Here is a 16,270-nt window from a genome sequence, read left to right on the forward strand (position 1 = left end):
GCCGCTCAACCCGGCACCCTGACACTCCACCGTTCCGGTTTGTCGCGGCTCAGCGGAAAACGGTTCGGTTCAGACTTGGCGAACGGCCAGATTTTTCTTATTGGCATGTGGTATGAACGATCAGCCTCCCAAACGGGGTGGCACAGGACGGTCCCGTAGCTCAACTGGATAGAGCATCAGATTTCTACTCTGAGGGTTGCAGGTTCGATTCCTGCCGGGATCGCCAGACTTTCAGCTTGTAGATCAACATCTTGGCAGCGTTTCGCCTCCGTTCTTCAGCGCGATCCGTGTTGCGCGGCGTTCCCAGCCCGTTGCAGTGATTTCAGCGTCTTACGCGACATTACAAATCACTCCACGCAACACGGCAGCAACACGCCGTTTCACTTTCCGTTCGCAGTCAGAGCGCGCCAATGACCGCTCTGATCGGACTGATCCTTGGCATGCTTTTGGGCATCGTCATCCGCGAGCTGTGGCCGCGTCGCCGCGAGTTGTTGATGGCAGCACTGCTGCTTCTCGCCTTCGCGCCCATCCTCTGGTTCATGGTCCAGATGTGGCTGCACATGCCCAGGGGCTGAATAATCCACACCACGACAGGCAGTGGCTCGGACTCGTTCTGAGCCGCTAGGAATCGATAATTTGCGAGGTACTTACAATACCGCTTTGATCGCGGCATGCCTCGCCGAAAGCACCATGCAGCCACGCACCCTGACGGCCGGCCGCTCAAGATCACCTTCGGCGAGATGCGTGAGATGGGTCTACGCGGCGTCCTGGTCTACTGCCACTGCGGCCATCATATCGCGCTCAGCGCGGATCGCTGGCCGGACGAAATGAGACTGTCGGATATTGAGCCGCTGTTTGTGTGTCAGGGCTGCGGCAGCCGCGGCGCCGACGTCCGGCCCGACTTCGAGCGAGGTGACCAGCGTCGAGCGATAGAGACGAGAGAGGCCGCCAACTGAGGCAGCGTTACTTCTTGCGGCGCTGCTCCATGGTCTCAAGGGCGCGGGCAGATTGGTTCAAGACAGCGGTGCTTTGGGCGAGGACCGAGTAGCTGGTTGCCAGCGCCTCAAGCTGAGACTTGGTGACCTTATCGGAAGCTTGTTCCGCTGCCTTTGCGAAGTGGTCCGCTTGTTCCAAGTATTCCGCTGGCGTCATCATGCCGGGCAACAATACGCCCCATTGACCGTTCCAAAATTTCAAACTGAGACATGACCGAAACTTTGTTCTCGGCCGGAGAACTACGGCGCTCCCTTTGGCGGCCAAGTCGTTGGTGCAGGCTGGCTAAGCAGCTCTTTGGCTTTGGCGACCAATTCGGCCGATCGCAGGATCATCTCTCGTACGCGCTGGTTCTCGGCGCGCATCCGCGCCAGCCTAATTTCGATTTGCTCGGCAAGCCATTCCAAGTCACCCGTCACCATGGCGCGCGCCTCCGGTCGAGCCAGGGGCTTAACGCAGGTTAATTTTTCGGGTTCCGCAAATCAGGGTACTCACAAAGTCGAACTAGGCCACCGAGGTCGGAAGCAGGCCAGCCCCGATCATGTAGGCACCCATAAATTTCCCAAGGTGGCAGGCCGCCAGCTGGGGCGGCTTTACTTTTACTCGGGCGATGTATCCTCTCTCGCGAGTTGCGAGGCGAGAGCCCTTAGGATGCGCTGCTCTGCAACCGGCAACTTTCCATTGCATATGGCCGTGGCGACGACCTCAATCTGCTCGCTCATGCGGGCGCGGATAGCGGCCTTCCGATCTTCCTGATCCATTCCCGGTTCCGGTGCTTGCTCGTGAGTGCAGTTCTCGCCTGCCTAAACCCGATCTTATCACAAAACAGGCCACTTTATCACAAAACAGGCCACCATCCTTGAAAACCAAGGAACGAAGGCCCGCCAGCGTGAACCGGCGGGCCTCTTGTCAGTAGTGGTATAGCGGAAACCTCGGCATTGCTGCCCTCACTCCGCTGATGGTCGCTCCGGCCATTGTCAGGCGCAGGCTCAGCTTAAAGCAAAGCCTGCCGATCAGAAGCCGGATCAGGCGCACGGGCACATTTCCGGCGGCTGCTGCTTCGCCTCGTTCGGGTCGTCGTCCTCCCGGTCGCAGTCGTCCTGCTCGCGGTCGTTCACGTCGCCAAATACGCCGCTGGTCGTCCAGCCCAAGGACGGCTCACCGTCCTGATCCGGCTCGCACTCATCATCCAGCGTGCCGCCGGCCGTGGGCTCGAGGTCAGGGTCGCTCTCCAATCCATCGAGGAGCACGAGGAGGTCATCGACCATTTGGCGCATCTTAAGCTGGAAGGTCATGGGGGTCTTGCAAAGCCCAAGCTCGTCCATCCGCCGCTCCACCCGCTCAGTCGCTTTAGCGAGTCTTAGGACGGCCTGATGCCAATGGGATGGTAGAGCTACCGCGAGCGCGGCAAACGATTCCTGAGGCTCCCTAAGGGCCTTTTCGGCACTGCTTTTCATGGTTTGGTTCTCTGGACTGAAGCCGGTTTTTCAGGACCGGGTTTGCCAGTGGACAGCACTGGCGCCGGGAAGCTGAAAACGCCGCCAGAGACGACGCGCGACGGCCTTCCCCCGAGGGGTCTTGTATAGCCGCCGCCTTCCCGGCATAGTGGTGCCGTTCACGCTGGCGGCAAACCAGCGCGTCTACGTCCCGATGGCGACAGTTGATCCCGGCAAGGATCGCCCTGCCATCGCCCTGGTGCCAAACAGCCCCGGCAAGGGCTTTCGGCGGGAGTTTTCAGGCTCCGCTCTCATTGCACCACTGATTTGGTAAAAAATCCATCCCCTACGGGGACGCCCATGCCTCGGAATGAACGGATTTCGCACGTCCTGAAGATCCAACGATGGAGCTTCGATTACTCATTTGGAGTGGGCGATAAGCGCTCGTCTGGCGCCTATTCGGATACTCGCCATGTGCGGCTTGAGGTCAGTATCGAGAAGCCGAAGATCCGGGCAAAGGTCGGACTGGTGAGACTTTTCGCTTCGGCTGATCTGATCGGAGCCGACAAACTACCCAAGCGAAGATTTGGCGATCGGCTTGCCGGCAAACCTGATGCCGAGAACCATGTTGGGCAGCTTTGGTACAGCGGCGACGACTATACCGCTGCTCTATTCATGCCAGGGGACATGCTAGCGCCGGTTTTGACAATGCTTGTCGCCGGTCGATATCGCTACATCCTCCTCCAAGCCGACAAAGACGACCCAGCCGTCTACGAATTCGATCTGGTTGAATTCCATGGCGACAAGCCTAATCCGGCCGCGAGTTGGGACGATGCCTTTCCATCCGCAAATGAGGCGCGTCTATCGCTGGCGGAGGCCAAAGCTCCCAGCGATCCCCGCGAGGCCGCCATCGCCAAATGGGAACGAGGGGAGATCACCTTCGATCAGCTACCGCCAGGTCGCTATCCCCACTTCACGATCTATGCGGATGGCGAGTGGGAGGCTCTCGTTCGCAGCAAACCGCTCGGCAAGCGGGAGATTGCGGCGCTGAAGGCGTACTTCGAAGCCGATGGTGCACCCGACCTGTATATCAGCGGCTTTGACACGAACAGTCGTCTTGAGGCTCGCGGCTTTATCGAATCGAGCACGGGCAAAGACGATCACGGTGCTTTCCGGATTACTGCCGCCGGCAAGGAAGAGTGGTTGAAACACCATCGATGAGCAGGGCTCACCTAAAAATCAGAACGAGAAACAGCCCATCTAGCGAGCTGCGCCAACTGGTATCGCCGCCACACTCACAATCTTAGCGTCAATTATCTTACCTCGAAGCTTCCGACCGGCCATTTCCACAAAGACCGGCTGTTTTCGCCACTCTGCATCCTGCAACAATCCTCGATGTTCGGCAGAAACGATTGCATCAAAAAGCGAGGCGACCACCAATTCCCCCGATTTCACATCCTCAAGCGTGACGCGGAATCCGTCCGGCACCGTGGTATCCACTTTCGTGACTCTGTATTGACCGACAAGCTTGGCCTCTGAGCTCTGAGCTCTGCTAACGGAACTAATCTCAGCGGCAACCTCTCGCGGCAACGGGATATGTTGAATCGATCCGCCGCCTTCATCCGCCACAGCCTTGACGATTTCCTCTCGCGCTTCCGTCGCTGAGTGCTCGATCTGTTTCAAAACAGGCTTCCTTTCGAGAGCCTGAGTGAGAAGTTCAAACCGTTTGGTGTCATTCTCAAGCTGAGATTGGTAATTAGAAAGAAGTTGGCGAGTCTTTTCGTCTTCCGACGATGCTTTTCGCTGCTCGGTCTTGGCTTTGATGAATTCACCAATGACGAGGCGTCCAGCATAGATCAGCGCCAATCCAAGTACCAAAATTAGCAGTTCTGTGCCTGACATTTTCGCAATCACATCGTTGCCGTATTTGCTGATGATTTCCGATAGATTGATGGACAGATCACTACTGCCCTTTTCAACTTTCAAACGAAGTTCGAACTGCTCCCGTTCGGCACGGCTGAGGCTTCGAAGGTTGTCCGAACCGCTAGCAAGAAGCGCGTGAGTTCGATAGAGCGACTTTTGCAGCTCAAGAATGGCCGCCATTGTGCTGGATGAAATTGTGCCGTCCTCTGGCACGGCGGAAAGGTGAATGTTGAGTGAGGGCCAGTTCTTCCAGACTATGTGAACGCCAGGCATCTCACCGAGTTTATTGAGGAGGGCGGCCTCTAAAATCTTCCAAGCGTCGTCCTCGTTTCGTATTTCGAATACGGCTTCCTCGGCCATCTTCCCCCCTTGATGTAGCCAACCGAACAGTACAACCAAGGAGGTTCCCGGGTAAAGTTATTGTCACGTTCAGGCGACCCTCACTTTTGGATAGGCCAAGGGCCGATTGAACCCGCCCCGATCGTCGCCGCGGACCATCAGCCGTACACGCCTGGTCAGCCGCTTTGCTACCTCCGCCGCGACCTCTCCAGGCTGGAGGCGGTGGGTCACCAACTCGCCCGACATGCCCGGCCGTACAGGCGTCCCATCTCCGTCCGTCATGGTCAGGATGCCCTTTTCCACGACGTAATAACCCAGCGTCACAGCTCCAGGGTCCGCGGCATTACACGGCGCGACGATCTGGACCTGCACCTGCCTCACCTCACGCATAGGCGCCACCGGGATAGACGATCTGGCGATGGAAGTTGCTCGAGCCAGGGAACGGGCTACCAGCCGGCTCGCTGAAGCACAGCGCTACCGCGTCGCCCTCGTCCGGGCTGGGCATGCCGCGCTTCTTCATCTGGTCCTTGCTCTCCAGCCTCAGTCGGCCGTCGCTGGTGTAGCTGAAACCGGGGCCGGTCAGATCCGACTGCAAGCTGTCACTGTCCGGCAACGAGAAATGAGCCCCCTCCAGAGCGGTTTTGAGGTTGGACCACATCTCGGCGCGGCGATCGGCCGGGCCGCCTGAGGGCCTTCCGCTGTCGTCTACAGGGGGCGGCTCGATCGGCTTTGAGCCGAAGTTGATCGCGTTGAGCGCGTTGCTGCCGAAGCTGCCGCCATAGCCTTGCTCCACGAGGCGGTCATAGATGCCCGCACCAAGGCCGCCGACGTCGATATTGACCTTGGCCGGCTTCTCCTCGCGGATGATGGAAGCAATCCAGCCGGCGGTTTGCATGGTGTCGAGACCGTGCCGCTTCTGCACCTTCTCGATCGCACTCCCGCGGCGCCAAGCAATAGCGGTGCTGTCAGGACCAAAGCGAGCGGGATCAACTCCGATGATGAGCGGGCCTGAGCCGGCCTTGGGCGCCTTGCGAGCCCGCAACACAAGCTCATGCGGAATGAAGCTGTCAAAGCTGCTCGCAAGGAAAGCCTCATCAGGCGTCAGCGGATACTCGCGCTTGAAATAGTTGATGTCGCCCTTGTCCGCGATCTTGCAGCGGCGCCAGTAGATCTGCTCAGCGTCGAGGCCGTGCAGCTCGGCAAGCTGCTTTTCCTCGTTTGTCATCTCGAAATCGTCGGGCACCTGCTTGCGATAGGTCGGATCTTCAGACCACGGCAGGAAGACGGCCTTGAAGCTGTTTTCACCAGCAAGCGCCTTGCACCAGAACTGGTGGAATTCGTCGCCGAATTGGTTGCCAGTGGTCTCGACAATGATCTCAGTATCCGGCAGATCCGGCACAGTCTCCATGAGCGCTGCAAGCTGCTCCCTGAGGTTCACCCAGAAGGCGGCCTCTGAGGCGTGCAACGCCTGCGCTGTTGACGATCGGCCTGCGCCGTCCTCTGTCGCAACCGAGACGAGATAGCCAGAATCGATGTTGCTGAATTTCAGCTCTTCAGCATTGCTTGCGCCCGTAGCAGGCCGCAGCTCGTCCGGCATGTGGTCGTGGAAGCGCTTGACCAGGGTGAACAGGTTACGAGAGGCCGGCTTTTCGTGGGCCACAATGGCCGTCAGGAAGCCCGGGCTGCGGATGGTCTTGTGATAGTAGCGGCCAGCAACATACGTGCTCACGCCTTCCTGACGGGCCTTGAGGACCACAATACGGACCATGCCGGTCTTGGCGCGCTGCTCCTCAATGATCTGATGGAGCTTACGCTGAACCGGATTAAAGAGGAACGGGATCAGGCCGCCGGCTTTGGGCCTAATCCTGAGATGATGCTGCGCGAAATACTCCAGGTCCGTATCAAGCCGCTCCTGGTGATCGAGTGCGCCAACGATGCCATCGAGCCAACTCATCAGTTGATCGTTTGCCCGTCGCTCGAACGATCGGCCTCGAATTGATCGAGGGCCGCACGGGCGTCCTCAAGGCTGACGCCCATCTGCTCCGCAACGCGCTTCGCAATGCGCTGCTTCTGCTCCAGGCGAGCCATGAAATCGTTATCGGCCAGCATCGAGAGAATGCCCATGTTGGTCATTCGCTTTGCTCCAGATTCTGCACTGCCTGACACTGGCAGCCGAAGTTGCGATTGGTCAGAAGGTTGCGGAGAACGCTCACAGGCACTCCTGGTGTGTCCTCGCCAAGTTCGGCGGCTTTCTTGTCCAGGAACACGTCAAGCTCTGCACGAAAATCGGCGATGCGCTCAGGCAGCGTCTTTGGCTTCGGCATGGGGCTTTCTGATTTGTTCAATTTCAGCATTGAGGGCCTTGATGCGCGCGTGCGCTCGTTCGAGTTGGTCTTCAGCAATGGATAGGTTTTTGAGGGCATCTGCCCGGTCATTCTGGCAGCGACGCACCTCCGCATCCCGTTGCTTTTCTCGGTTGTCGTAAAACCGCTGGAGATCAGAAGGCAGTCGCAGGAATGCAGCCTTCTCCGGCGCACCCCATGACCTCGGCGGCTCGATCAGATCTTGAACCTTCGCGTTAACGAGTGCCGCAAGAACAGGGCTGGTCATCGGTTCGCCTTCAGCAATGCATCGTGAGCCCGGCCAAGCTGCTCCCGCGTCCGCCAGTCATCAGTGATCTTGCGCAAATCACCGTCCGGTTCGGCCAGGTCACGGTCGATTGACCGCAGGATTTCGACGCGCCGTTCGCGCCCATACAGCGAAAAATGAGCGGCAAGATCTGCATCACTGGCTTCGGCTTGGCCGCGAAGCTCGTTCAAGGCGCGAGCGTTGTCCAAATAGCTTTCAGACATGATTATCTCCGTGCTGCACGCTGGGCGATGAGAAGGTTGAATGCGTCATCAATTTGCCCCGAGGCTGATAGCCTGGCGCTAAGCGCCCCAAGATCGGCAGAACCGATTGGGGCTCTGGCCTGCTTGGCACCCGGACGCTGAACCGGAGGCAAATCTTTCGGCGCCGCCTTCGGTACCGCAGCCTTCATCATCTGGTATCTCGCAGCATCCACCATCATCCGCTGAAAAGCGGCGTTTCGCATGACCGGATTGGTGGCTAGCAGATGGCTCAGCGAGGCCCGATCAACTCCAAGGCTCTCGGCGTACTTCACCACAGCATCGCTGACCTCTCTGGTCACCGGAGCGTCTTTGGTAAGTTCCTCAAAACGAGCATCTTCCGCCTTTGCATATGTCTCGAATTGCTGCCGCTGTTGTGCTGCCTGGTTGCGGGCGTTCTGAACCTGCAACATCTCGGCTTGAGCACCGCGCTCAATTACGGCCTTCGCACGCTCGAAGGTTTCCGGCTCGACTTCGCGCAGGACATTCAACGCATGCGGCCACTGGTCTTGAGGAATCTGCTGAAGCGCCGGCACAGTGCTCAGAAGTTCATGGTTGGCGAGGTGTGAAACGGCGGTCAGAGCCTGCGCATACTGCTGCTTGGCGGTTTCAGCCTTGCCGAGCTCGTCCTCGATCGCCTGCCGCACCTGGGGGTGCTTCAAGGCTTTCTGGACCTCAGGATCGAGGCCATCAACGGGAGGATCGGCGGCGGGCTGTTCATCCGCCGCCGGCTCCACGCTCGCCTTCTCCCCTGCCGCCTTGGCATTCGCAGCAACTTCGTCGGCATTCAGGCCATAAGCCGCCGCAACGTTGGGATCACCCTTCACCAGATCGGCGCGAGCGCTGTCGATCGTATCGGCGAGGATCCCGGAAGAAACACCATCGACATAGCGATTTGTGTTGCCGTGATAGGCGCTCAGATCGCGGGCGGCCTTATCCAGGGTGACAGCCTGGTTTTCATCGATCAGATCGCCCGTACCGCCTTTCTCCCGATACTCAACGGGATCGACCTCAAACTCGCCATTATCGCGATCAGTAGCCAGTTCATCTGCCGCAGCGCGAATATCGTCCTCTTCGCCGCCATAGACTTTTGGTTCGTCCTGAGGAGCATCGGGCATTTCGGTATAGCCGCCGGACTCGAGTTCGGCAGCGCGGCCGAATTTCTCGGTCGAATACTGGCCCGCGTCGTTACGCGGCTGTTCGATCTCGGACATCAGATGATCCTCAGAAGCTTATTCATGATGATAGTCGGCGGAATGGTGGGATGCGCGGCGCCGCTCGTGTTGTTGGAAGTTGCCGAACCGCTCAGCGAACCGCTGACGGACACACCGATGTTCTGGTTTGAAGAGGTACCAGAAGCGCCGAAGCCACCGCCGCCGGTCGAGGTATTCGATTGAGGAACAAGAAAGCTGTTCGTCTGCCCGGTCAGCGTGCCGCTAACGACGACGCTAGACGTGATCGTCGGGATTTCTGCCGCACTCAGCGAGTGGCTCTGAGAGCCGCCCGCCGCTCCAAGCGTGTCAGGGTTTGTACCGAAATACGAGGTCGTAAGCCGGAATGAGGAGGAGCCCCCCATATCATCTTTGCCGGCGATCACGCGCCCGCGGAGGTCGGGAATGTTGAAGGTGGTCGAGCCGTCGCCACTGCCATAGGTCGTTCCTGCTATGGCGAAATAGCTCGCGTAAGTCGTGCGGCTAATCGCCTGACCATAGGGCAATACGAAGCTTGAATTGGGCGAGGTCGAGCCTGTGAAATCCAGCAGGGCCCCGATTGGCACCATGTAAGGGTTGCCAAAAAAGCCATGGAGATAAAACGCAGCGTCACTGTTGTTGTACAGCGCGAGGTAGGGCGTGCCCTGCACAAGCGTGCCAGCCGGCAACTCGACGGATGGAGCCGAGCGCAAGGGCTTGGCGCCAAGACCATCCACGTTGAGCGTAACAGTCGCGTCGTTCGTCGTGTGAGGCGTGAAGGCAATAACTTGATTAGCGATCCGGGACAGGCTGTCGAAGGTCTGGTAACTCGTCACGGTATAAGCCGTGCTGGTCCCGCTGGTTACGATCGCGCCAGCAATGTCATCCCGCCACTTGGCTGTCGAGGCCATCATGGCGCGAGCGCTGTCATTGACAGAGCTTGGCGCCTGTCCCTCAGCCCAATTTACCGTAGTGTCTTGCGTGGCATTCGCGGCTGCCGTCTGTGACCACCAGGCCAAACCAACCATTAGGCGTGCTCCATCGACTTGGGCACGACGGGATAGACCCGGACAACGCGATCACCATCCAGGCGAAGCGGCAACGGCTTCAGGCGCCAATGCTGCGCGGGATCGAAGGGCTGGCTGTCCTCATTCTCCACCGGCAGCCACTCGCCGCGGTCGTCGTGCGCAGGCTTGAACGTCACAGCCCAGTCGCCACGAGCCGGCTTCACGAGCCCGCCGTTCGAAACCAGCGCATACTGCTGCTCGGCTACGGGGAAGCCCTCAGAAGCCACAGCGGAGTCCGCCAGTGAGCGCATTAGCGTGGTGAGGGAAACACCCTTGCGCTCGGCAACGGCCCTCAGCAGGTCTTCCCTGGCGTAGCGGAAGCGGACCTCGGTCATGGTCAGCGCCTCAGGTTTCCGTTGTCACCCCAATCCGTCCCGTTGTTGCCGGGCGAGATCTCGCGGCCGATCTCGTTCTTACGCGGGTTCTGGTTGAGCCAACCATTGCCAGGCGAGTTTTCTTTCTTGGTGGTGATGCCGGCTCGGCGGAGCACTGCGCTCGGATCGTTAGAGCGGTCGTCGTTAGCGTCGTAGGCCATTCGGTCGCGCGTCCTTTTGTTACTGCGCGTCCCCTGCCCCGCCGCGCAAATCAGATGCGCGCATTGTGCGCCAATCGAGCGCGGATCGCTCTAACAGCGTCTCTCAACAATTCCCATTTGCTCCGAAATTCGAGGTCTTTTGCAACACCAATGCAACGCGACCGATTCAAGTTATTGATATCATTCGATGCGGATCGGATTTCGTATCCGTCAGGCGTCAATTTGCTTGGCAACACGGGCTCTGAGATCTTCCTCGAGCCAAGCGAACACGGTCTCAGGATCGATCGCGCTCGCTGTCGCCTGGATCAGCGCCACCAGCCGGCGCATGGCCTGCATCTCGGCAGCATCCATCGGACCACTACGGTTCTCGATCGAGACCGCGATGTCTTTCGGGATGATGCTGAACAGGACGCGTAGATAGGTGCTCGGGTCCGTCGCTCGCACCCGCTCCAGGACATTCGCGCCGTTACTCGTCCAGTCCGCCAGCGCATCGGCGCACGCCTGTTCGGAAAACTTCGCTCTCGCGCCAAGAGGTCTGCCGAGCGGATTGCCGCTCTGTCCGGGCTTCCACGGCTTCAGTCCGCTAGTGTTGGTCCGTTGTTTCATCAATGATTGTTCCTTTGGTAACGAACGGTAACGTCACGGTCACGAAGCTGGTCACGCGTTACCTTGGTAACGAAGTAACGTCACGGTTCTCCCCCCTATAGGGGGAGACCGGACCGTTACCGTTACCCGTGACCTCGCCAGCAAGAGCTACGTTGCCAATGGTCTGATCGCATCAGCGATAGCCTTAGCCTCCGGCCCTTCAGCATCTCCCCACATCTCGAGTTGCTGCGCAGCGGCTTTTATCAGTGTTGATATCTCGAAGGTGTCGAGCCTGTTGGCACCTCCTCTACGATATGGAGGAAACTCTAGCTTCACGGCATCTTCTGGCGTGGTGCCAGGATCGAAGCCAACGTCTCAATCGGCGCCGCCTTGTATGCCGCCAGCAACAGCGACGACAATGGCGCCTGCGTTGCTGGCTGTGCCTTTGCGGCCAGTCCAGCCAACAGCAGATGGCGGATTGCCTCAGCCCTGGACGGCATCCGGTTGGCGAACCGAAAGTCATCAACAGCCTCGACAAGGCTTTCGGCCATCGGGATGATTATGCGCTCGGATAGTGTCTCGCTCATCGCAGCTGCTCCGTAGTGGTGACAGAGAGCAACAATGGCATACATGGCATATTTACCACCGGGGCCTGTCTCCTACTTCCACAGCTTCCACAGGCGCGGCGATCTTCCATCCACGCTGCTGCATCAATTCCAACGCGGAACGCACCTGCATGTCGGATAGCAGACACATCGGCGTGTGATGCTGGAGCATCCTGGCAAGCTCGCCCAATTCAGTCTCACTGAGCATTGTTTGCCCTCCAGATTCCGTTGTATTCGCGCACCAGGCCCTTATCCTTCAGCGCCATCCTGAGCTCGTACAGACGCTGCTTGCTGGTGATGCCCTGCTCGCGAGCCATGTCGCTCCAGGCTTCAACTGTCAGGCCGGCAGCTCCAGCCTCAGATAAGAGCCGGAACATGACGCGCTGGTTGGTGGATAGCTTTGGCTCGGCGGATGTCGGCGCAGACTGAGCCGAAACCTCCTCACTCACAATGTTGACAGTGATCGGATCGCCGTCCTCGTCCTCGCCGAAATTGAAGATCTCGGAGGTAAACGAGAAGAGCGGACCTTCCGGCGCGTCATTGGCCTTAGTGATCGTGGCGGTTTTGACGGTATCGCCGCCGATCTCGACCATGACGTCTACGTCGCCGTAGATCGCGTTGGAGCCTCGAGCGCCCCGGCTCTCGTCCTTGCCGGTGTGCCCAATCAGCGCAACGTGGGGGCCTTCCAGTTGATCCTTGATACGCTGGATGTTGGCGAATACCCGTCCTTGATCCTTTGCGCTGTTCTCGTCACCACCGCCAGCAGCAACCAGCTTGGCGAAGGTATCGAACACCAGTAGGCCGGCCATGTGGACGCCACTGTCGAAGCTGCTGAAATAATTCTCAATGCGGCGCACGATCCCGACGACTAGCGGTACGGTTTCCGGATTCATCCCGTCGACCATGCCGGCAACGACAACAACCGGCACAGGCTGGCTGCGTGGGATGCCCAGCAACTTCAAATGAGCCGAGAGCCGGCGCTTAACCAGGTCGGCGCGCTCCAGGGCGAAATAAACCACCCCTACGGCGCATTTGTTTTTCTTCCCGAACCAATCCCGCCCCAGCGCGAGATTGATTGAGGCCGATGCTAGAAGCGCAGACTTCATACCTCCTGGAGGCGCAATCCAGGCCGACGTTTCATTCCAGGCGATGATGCCCTTGATGAAATGTGCTTTCTCCACTTCCTCGCTGATGATGTCTTCGAGCGGCGTGATGCTGAGCGGCCCTCTGACACCACGGAGCAGTTTGAGTCGGTCTTTTCGGTCGAGATGCTTAGGTGTTGAACTGTTCAATACCTCTGCGGCTGACGGGGGACCGATCTCGCCCCGCATCCATTTCCAGTATTCGACGCTGTCTTTCGGCCACTCGTCCGGTTTCGACTGTGGCCATGCATCCGGAAACGGATCAGCCGCTCGCGGCTTCGGCATCTCGATATCAAAAAGATGGTTTCCGTCGCTGTCATAGGCGCCCAGGTCTTCGTGCTTGGTCATTCGCACCTCATCAGCTCGGGATAGACCAGATCCAGCGCGCCCATTTCTTCCAACTTCGCGTCAAGCTGCGCCGTAGTCATGGTGCCGTTTTTGACAGCGAGGCCCATCACCTTCGCTTCATGGGCAAGCCATTGCGCTCGACTGTACAGAAAGCGTAGGCCGGCAAGCTGGAGCTGCTTGCGGATTTCAGGATCGCTGACGATAAGGTGGTCGCGGGTAAATGTTCGCTCGTGCCTCATCGTGCAGGCCTCCACTCGACACGGCGCCGCTTGCGATCGACTACAAAAGGCCGAAGCGGCTTGCCGAACACGACCGCGGCGAGCTGATGCGCAAACGCGAGCTCGGCTGCAGGATCTGCTTGAATTGGAGGAAGCGAAGCACTAATGTCTCCGTTGTCTGCCAAGACGAACGAAAATTCTTGGGCGCCTTCGGGCGCCCTTTTCGTTGAGGTCATGCTTTAAGCCACCTCCACGCCGCTCGCGCGCTTCTGGTAGCCCTCGCGAATTTTGCTCTTGAGCGCGACCCAGCGCCCGCCCTGCTTGAATACGCCCGGCAAGTCGCCTTTTTCGGCGAGATAGAAGGCGCGCCGCTCCGGGATTCCGGTGAAGCGGCTGATCTGCTTGATACCCTCGATGAGGTCGTCTGCGATGCTGTCCATGCTGTTCCTGTGAATATTTGAACCAAGTACGCATTACGCACTTACAAACGCAAAAAAGGGGATCACTCCAAGCGGGAAAGATACGTCTCCAGACTGATCACCATCATCATGCTGTCAGGCCTACCTAGGTGCAGAGGCGAGATCTTAGGGCCGATGCCGCACCGCTGGCGCCGCTCACCATGTTCGAACCAGGTCTCGTAGACCAAAAATCCTTCGAGTTTTTTCAGGCCGGCATGAGAGGATGTAAAGATCATGGCGCGCACGGCCTCTGAGATGGCCAGGAGTTCACCTATCGAAATTTGTCGAAGGGCAAACCCGTGAATGATGCAGGCGATTATCGCCTCGTCTCGCGAGTATTGCCGATGCACGCCGGTTCCTGCCCTGTCAGTCGAGCGCGCGGCCTTGATAACGCCCGCATCGGCCCAAAGCTGGAGGGAGCGGCGCTTTGCACCGCTGATTTCGACAAGGTCGCTGAGAGAGAATGATTCCGCTTTCATGAAAGAAGAACTTAATGCGTTTTACGTACTTGTCAAGGGCGTCGAGATAGTGTCAAATACTTTCGACCGCTTCCGCTCATTTCGGGATATCCAATGGCCAAGGTTCGCAAGCGCACCCTTCCCTCCGGTCTCGTCCGCTGGCAGGCCGGCTACATCGACGGTGGCGGCCAGCGGCGGTTCAAGATGTTCGAGCGCAAGGCGGAAGCCGAGGCGTGGCTGGTCGAGGTGCAGCACGACATGGTGCGCGGCCTGCACACACCCGGCAGCATTTCCCCCACGATGAAGGAAGCCGCAGCCCTCTGGATCAAGCGCTGCAACGAGAAGGGCCTCGAGCCGACGACGGTTCGTGGGTACGAGGAGCACGTCGATCTCCACATCGTCCCCTTCATCGGCGCCAAGAAGGCCGCTGAAATGACGGTCCCCGCCGTCAACGCCTTCGCGGATCAGCTTCGTGAGGCCGGCCGCTCCGCGGAGATGATTAAGAAGGTAATCGGCTCGGTCGGCAGCATCTTCAAGGAACTGCGGCGCCGAGGGCTTTCGAGCACCGCCCCCACGTCTGGCGTCGATCTGGACTTGCCCGACCGCGAAGATCCGCGGCCCACCATTCCAACCAAGGCGGAGTTGCAGGCCATCATTGCCGGCGCGGCCGGGCGCTGGCGTCCAATCATGCTTGTGGCGATCTTCTGTGGCCTGCGGGCCAGCGAGCTGCGCGGCCTGGTTTGGGCGAACGTCGATTTCACCAAAAAGCAGCTCAGCTTGACCCAGCGCGCCGACGCCCAGCACCGTATCGGCAAGCTGAAGTCAAAGGCGGCTTACCGGACAATCCCCTGCCCGCCGATCGTCATCAACGCGCTCCGCGAGTGGAAGCTCGTCTGCCCGAAGGGCGACCTGGATCTCGTTTTCCCGAACGGGATGGGCAAAGTGGAGTCGCACTCCAATATGCTGGAGCGCGGACTACACCCGATCCTCCTGGCGAATGGCATTGTCGAGCCCGAGCGGGTGCCGGTCCTGGACGATACCGGCAAGCCGGTTATCAACAATGCAGGGGAGCCGGTGATGCGCGAGATCCCGAAGTACGGCCTGCATACACTCCGGCATGCCTGCGCCTCGCTCTGGATCGAGAACGGCCACAACCCGAAGCAGATCCAGCGGCTCATGGGCCACAGTTCGATCAAGGTCACCTTTGACATTTACGGGCACTTGTTCGCGGATGCCGAGGCCGACCAGCGGGCGGCCGAAACCTTGCAGAACCGGCTGCTGGGCGGCTGAAAGCAACGCCAGAGCAACACGAAGGAGCTAAGCCATTGATTAGACTCAGCATACACAAGATTTCTACTCTGAGGGTTGCAGGTTCGATTCCTGCCGGGATCGCCAGAGCCTCGATCCTGCCGAATGCGCCGGCGTTCATCATGACTCTGTCATCTCTCACGAACGCGTGGGTAACCCTCGGCGCCGGCTTTGAAGCAGACAGATTCACCCTATCTAGGCGGCGGGCGAATTGCGCCCATGATAACGGACAACCGATGCCGCGAGCCGAGCTGACGAAAATGGCAATCGCCTGTGCGATCGCGATCGTCGCGATATCGTTTGTGGCACTCGACGCGTTCGTGGACGTCAACTCAGACCTGATCGCAAAGCGGATCGAGGTGGCGCAGGCCTCGATTGCGGAGGTCGCCATGAGCCGGCATCAACTCGCCGCCGCAGTTCATGCGTTGGCGCATCGAGGCCATCAGAAGCGATCGCCCTCTGCGATCGAATAATGCTCAAGAGCTGATCTTGAACGGACCCGCGATTCGTTTGTTCACGGTCCGACTCCGGTCCGTTCCCGAAACACGAATCGCAGCCGCGCAAAGCAGAACCGCGCAAGTCTTAACGCCGCCTTGCGCGGACGTGGATTGTTCATGCATTCAACAATATGAGCCAGGGCCGAATCCGGCGCGCACGAAGGCGACGGCCGCGCGGAACAAGATCACGGCCACCATGTTGTCTGCGACGAAATAGAGTGGTGCCGACCCGCCAGCCCCGGGTCGGCTTTGAAAGGCCCCGTGCTTGTCCAGCGAGCGC

The 16,270-nt window shown here is 59.1% G+C and carries 24 protein-coding genes and 1 tRNA gene; 6 read left to right on the plus strand and 19 right to left on the minus strand.

Annotated features, from left to right (window positions below):
- The first annotated feature begins 149 nt into the window (after positions 1-149).
- The 3 genes from ACVWZ4_RS30010 (at position 150) to ACVWZ4_RS30020 (ending at position 956) form a co-directional block, all read left to right on the plus strand.
- Positions 150-226: transfer RNA gene (locus ACVWZ4_RS30010), tRNA-Arg, on the plus strand.
- Between the two features lie 184 nt (positions 227-410).
- Positions 411-575, plus strand: a complete 165-nt coding sequence (locus ACVWZ4_RS30015; RefSeq protein ID WP_456741742.1) for a hypothetical protein — start codon at positions 411-413, stop codon at positions 573-575.
- A 96-nt stretch (positions 576-671) separates the two neighbouring features.
- Positions 672-956 (plus strand): hypothetical protein, encoded by a 285-nt coding sequence (locus ACVWZ4_RS30020; RefSeq protein ID WP_456741743.1) that lies wholly within the window; start codon positions 672-674, stop codon positions 954-956.
- A gap of 7 nt (positions 957-963) precedes the next feature.
- Here ACVWZ4_RS30020 and ACVWZ4_RS30025 read toward each other — a convergent pair whose 3' ends face one another.
- From ACVWZ4_RS30025 to ACVWZ4_RS30035, 3 genes are all read right to left on the minus strand, one after another.
- Positions 964-1,197, minus strand: a complete 234-nt coding sequence (locus ACVWZ4_RS30025) for a hypothetical protein (protein WP_456790419.1) — start codon at positions 1,195-1,197, stop codon at positions 964-966.
- 38 nt (positions 1,198-1,235) lie between these two features.
- Positions 1,236-1,415: a hypothetical protein gene (locus ACVWZ4_RS30030; protein ID WP_456735181.1), complete on the minus strand. Its 180-nt coding sequence runs from the start codon at positions 1,413-1,415 to the stop codon at positions 1,236-1,238.
- A gap of 603 nt (positions 1,416-2,018) precedes the next feature.
- Positions 2,019-2,318: a hypothetical protein gene (locus ACVWZ4_RS30035; RefSeq protein ID WP_456741745.1), complete on the minus strand. Its 300-nt coding sequence runs from the start codon at positions 2,316-2,318 to the stop codon at positions 2,019-2,021.
- Positions 2,319-2,789: 471 nt separating this feature from the next.
- Between ACVWZ4_RS30035 and ACVWZ4_RS30040 the strand changes: the two genes are divergently transcribed.
- Entirely contained in the window at positions 2,790-3,650 is an 861-nt protein-coding gene (locus ACVWZ4_RS30040) for a hypothetical protein (protein WP_456741746.1), read from the plus strand.
- A 39-nt stretch (positions 3,651-3,689) separates the two neighbouring features.
- Here ACVWZ4_RS30040 and ACVWZ4_RS30045 read toward each other — a convergent pair whose 3' ends face one another.
- The 16 genes from ACVWZ4_RS30045 to ACVWZ4_RS30120 form a co-directional block, all read right to left on the minus strand.
- Positions 3,690-4,712: a hypothetical protein gene (locus tag ACVWZ4_RS30045; protein ID WP_456741747.1), complete on the minus strand. Its 1,023-nt coding sequence runs from the start codon at positions 4,710-4,712 to the stop codon at positions 3,690-3,692.
- Positions 4,713-5,073: 361 nt separating this feature from the next.
- Positions 5,074-6,645: a hypothetical protein gene (locus ACVWZ4_RS30050; protein WP_456741748.1), complete on the minus strand. Its 1,572-nt coding sequence runs from the start codon at positions 6,643-6,645 to the stop codon at positions 5,074-5,076.
- Positions 6,645-6,824, minus strand: coding sequence for a hypothetical protein (locus tag ACVWZ4_RS30055; RefSeq protein ID WP_456741749.1), 180 nt, complete (start codon positions 6,822-6,824; stop codon positions 6,645-6,647). Before ACVWZ4_RS30055 ends, ACVWZ4_RS30050 begins: the two co-directional genes overlap by 1 nt.
- Positions 6,821-7,015: a hypothetical protein gene (locus tag ACVWZ4_RS30060; protein WP_456790421.1), complete on the minus strand. Its 195-nt coding sequence runs from the start codon at positions 7,013-7,015 to the stop codon at positions 6,821-6,823. Before ACVWZ4_RS30060 ends, ACVWZ4_RS30055 begins: the two co-directional genes overlap by 4 nt.
- Complete coding sequence (locus ACVWZ4_RS30065; RefSeq protein WP_456741751.1) at positions 6,990-7,301, minus strand: hypothetical protein; 312 nt, start codon at positions 7,299-7,301, stop codon at positions 6,990-6,992. The genes ACVWZ4_RS30060 and ACVWZ4_RS30065 overlap by 26 nt, the downstream gene beginning before the upstream one ends.
- Complete coding sequence (locus ACVWZ4_RS30070) at positions 7,298-7,543, minus strand: hypothetical protein (protein ID WP_456741752.1); 246 nt, start codon at positions 7,541-7,543, stop codon at positions 7,298-7,300. The genes ACVWZ4_RS30065 and ACVWZ4_RS30070 overlap by 4 nt, the downstream gene beginning before the upstream one ends.
- Positions 7,544-7,545: 2 nt before the next feature.
- Positions 7,546-8,793 (minus strand): hypothetical protein, encoded by a 1,248-nt coding sequence (locus ACVWZ4_RS30075; protein WP_456741753.1) that lies wholly within the window; start codon positions 8,791-8,793, stop codon positions 7,546-7,548.
- Positions 8,793-9,797, minus strand: a complete 1,005-nt coding sequence (locus ACVWZ4_RS30080; protein ID WP_456790422.1) for a tail fiber protein — start codon at positions 9,795-9,797, stop codon at positions 8,793-8,795. The genes ACVWZ4_RS30075 and ACVWZ4_RS30080 overlap by 1 nt, the downstream gene beginning before the upstream one ends.
- Complete coding sequence (locus ACVWZ4_RS30085) at positions 9,797-10,171, minus strand: hypothetical protein (protein WP_456741755.1); 375 nt, start codon at positions 10,169-10,171, stop codon at positions 9,797-9,799. The genes ACVWZ4_RS30080 and ACVWZ4_RS30085 overlap by 1 nt, the downstream gene beginning before the upstream one ends.
- Positions 10,172-10,173: 2 nt before the next feature.
- On the minus strand, positions 10,174-10,371 hold the full coding sequence (locus ACVWZ4_RS30090; protein WP_456741756.1) for a hypothetical protein: 198 nt from the start codon (positions 10,369-10,371) through the stop codon (positions 10,174-10,176).
- Positions 10,372-10,581: 210 nt separating this feature from the next.
- Positions 10,582-10,977: a hypothetical protein gene (locus ACVWZ4_RS30095; protein WP_456741757.1), complete on the minus strand. Its 396-nt coding sequence runs from the start codon at positions 10,975-10,977 to the stop codon at positions 10,582-10,584.
- A 311-nt stretch (positions 10,978-11,288) separates the two neighbouring features.
- Entirely contained in the window at positions 11,289-11,543 is a 255-nt protein-coding gene (locus tag ACVWZ4_RS30100) for a hypothetical protein (RefSeq protein WP_456790423.1), read from the minus strand.
- A gap of 215 nt (positions 11,544-11,758) precedes the next feature.
- The gene (locus tag ACVWZ4_RS30105) at positions 11,759-13,051 is read right to left on the minus strand and encodes an AAA family ATPase (protein WP_456741759.1); all 1,293 of its coding nucleotides are present in this window, start codon (positions 13,049-13,051) and stop codon (positions 11,759-11,761) included.
- A complete protein-coding gene (locus tag ACVWZ4_RS30110; protein WP_456741760.1) occupies positions 13,048-13,290 on the minus strand; it encodes a hypothetical protein in 243 nt (80 codons plus the stop codon). The genes ACVWZ4_RS30105 and ACVWZ4_RS30110 overlap by 4 nt, the downstream gene beginning before the upstream one ends.
- Positions 13,291-13,508: 218 nt before the next feature.
- Positions 13,509-13,709 (minus strand): hypothetical protein, encoded by a 201-nt coding sequence (locus ACVWZ4_RS30115; protein WP_456741761.1) that lies wholly within the window; start codon positions 13,707-13,709, stop codon positions 13,509-13,511.
- Positions 13,710-13,771: 62 nt separating this feature from the next.
- A complete protein-coding gene (locus ACVWZ4_RS30120) occupies positions 13,772-14,206 on the minus strand; it encodes a hypothetical protein (protein ID WP_456741762.1) in 435 nt (144 codons plus the stop codon).
- Between the two features lie 93 nt (positions 14,207-14,299).
- Between ACVWZ4_RS30120 and ACVWZ4_RS30125 the strand changes: the two genes are divergently transcribed.
- Together ACVWZ4_RS30125 and ACVWZ4_RS30130 are read left to right on the plus strand one after the other, a co-directional pair.
- Positions 14,300-15,475 carry a tyrosine-type recombinase/integrase gene (locus ACVWZ4_RS30125; protein ID WP_456741763.1) on the plus strand — a complete coding sequence of 392 codons (1,176 nt, stop codon included), beginning with the start codon at positions 14,300-14,302 and terminating at the stop codon, positions 15,473-15,475.
- A 35-nt stretch (positions 15,476-15,510) separates the two neighbouring features.
- On the plus strand, positions 15,511-15,966 hold the full coding sequence (locus tag ACVWZ4_RS30130; protein WP_456741764.1) for a hypothetical protein: 456 nt from the start codon (positions 15,511-15,513) through the stop codon (positions 15,964-15,966).
- Positions 15,967-16,270 lie beyond the last annotated feature (304 nt).

The sequence above is a fragment of the Bradyrhizobium sp. USDA 4472 genome (assembly GCF_054058595.1).

What these genes read in the sequence shown, in the direction of transcription:
- ACVWZ4_RS30015 (WP_456741742.1), top strand. Translation starts at nt 411, where the DNA reads ATGACCGCTCTGATCGGACTGATCCTTGGCATGCTTTTGGGCATCGTC.
- ACVWZ4_RS30020 (WP_456741743.1), top strand. Translation starts at nt 672, where the DNA reads ATGCCTCGCCGAAAGCACCATGCAGCCACGCACCCTGACGGCCGGCCG.
- ACVWZ4_RS30030 (WP_456735181.1), bottom strand. Translation starts at nt 1,415, where the DNA reads ATGGTGACGGGTGACTTGGAATGGCTTGCCGAGCAAATCGAAATTAGG.
- ACVWZ4_RS30035 (WP_456741745.1), bottom strand. Translation starts at nt 2,318, where the DNA reads ATGGACGAGCTTGGGCTTTGCAAGACCCCCATGACCTTCCAGCTTAAG.
- ACVWZ4_RS30040 (WP_456741746.1), top strand. Translation starts at nt 2,790, where the DNA reads ATGCCTCGGAATGAACGGATTTCGCACGTCCTGAAGATCCAACGATGG.
- ACVWZ4_RS30045 (WP_456741747.1), bottom strand. Translation starts at nt 4,712, where the DNA reads ATGGCCGAGGAAGCCGTATTCGAAATACGAAACGAGGACGACGCTTGG.
- ACVWZ4_RS30050 (WP_456741748.1), bottom strand. Translation starts at nt 6,645, where the DNA reads ATGAGTTGGCTCGATGGCATCGTTGGCGCACTCGATCACCAGGAGCGG.
- ACVWZ4_RS30055 (WP_456741749.1), bottom strand. Translation starts at nt 6,824, where the DNA reads ATGACCAACATGGGCATTCTCTCGATGCTGGCCGATAACGATTTCATG.
- ACVWZ4_RS30060 (WP_456790421.1), bottom strand. Translation starts at nt 7,015, where the DNA reads ATGCCGAAGCCAAAGACGCTGCCTGAGCGCATCGCCGATTTTCGTGCA.
- ACVWZ4_RS30065 (WP_456741751.1), bottom strand. Translation starts at nt 7,301, where the DNA reads ATGACCAGCCCTGTTCTTGCGGCACTCGTTAACGCGAAGGTTCAAGAT.
- ACVWZ4_RS30070 (WP_456741752.1), bottom strand. Translation starts at nt 7,543, where the DNA reads ATGTCTGAAAGCTATTTGGACAACGCTCGCGCCTTGAACGAGCTTCGC.
- ACVWZ4_RS30075 (WP_456741753.1), bottom strand. Translation starts at nt 8,793, where the DNA reads ATGTCCGAGATCGAACAGCCGCGTAACGACGCGGGCCAGTATTCGACC.
- ACVWZ4_RS30080 (WP_456790422.1), bottom strand. Translation starts at nt 9,797, where the DNA reads ATGGTTGGTTTGGCCTGGTGGTCACAGACGGCAGCCGCGAATGCCACG.
- ACVWZ4_RS30085 (WP_456741755.1), bottom strand. Translation starts at nt 10,171, where the DNA reads ATGACCGAGGTCCGCTTCCGCTACGCCAGGGAAGACCTGCTGAGGGCC.
- ACVWZ4_RS30090 (WP_456741756.1), bottom strand. Translation starts at nt 10,371, where the DNA reads ATGGCCTACGACGCTAACGACGACCGCTCTAACGATCCGAGCGCAGTG.
- ACVWZ4_RS30095 (WP_456741757.1), bottom strand. Translation starts at nt 10,977, where the DNA reads ATGAAACAACGGACCAACACTAGCGGACTGAAGCCGTGGAAGCCCGGA.
- ACVWZ4_RS30100 (WP_456790423.1), bottom strand. Translation starts at nt 11,543, where the DNA reads ATGAGCGAGACACTATCCGAGCGCATAATCATCCCGATGGCCGAAAGC.
- ACVWZ4_RS30105 (WP_456741759.1), bottom strand. Translation starts at nt 13,051, where the DNA reads ATGACCAAGCACGAAGACCTGGGCGCCTATGACAGCGACGGAAACCAT.
- ACVWZ4_RS30110 (WP_456741760.1), bottom strand. Translation starts at nt 13,290, where the DNA reads ATGAGGCACGAGCGAACATTTACCCGCGACCACCTTATCGTCAGCGAT.
- ACVWZ4_RS30115 (WP_456741761.1), bottom strand. Translation starts at nt 13,709, where the DNA reads ATGGACAGCATCGCAGACGACCTCATCGAGGGTATCAAGCAGATCAGC.
- ACVWZ4_RS30120 (WP_456741762.1), bottom strand. Translation starts at nt 14,206, where the DNA reads ATGAAAGCGGAATCATTCTCTCTCAGCGACCTTGTCGAAATCAGCGGT.
- ACVWZ4_RS30125 (WP_456741763.1), top strand. Translation starts at nt 14,300, where the DNA reads ATGGCCAAGGTTCGCAAGCGCACCCTTCCCTCCGGTCTCGTCCGCTGG.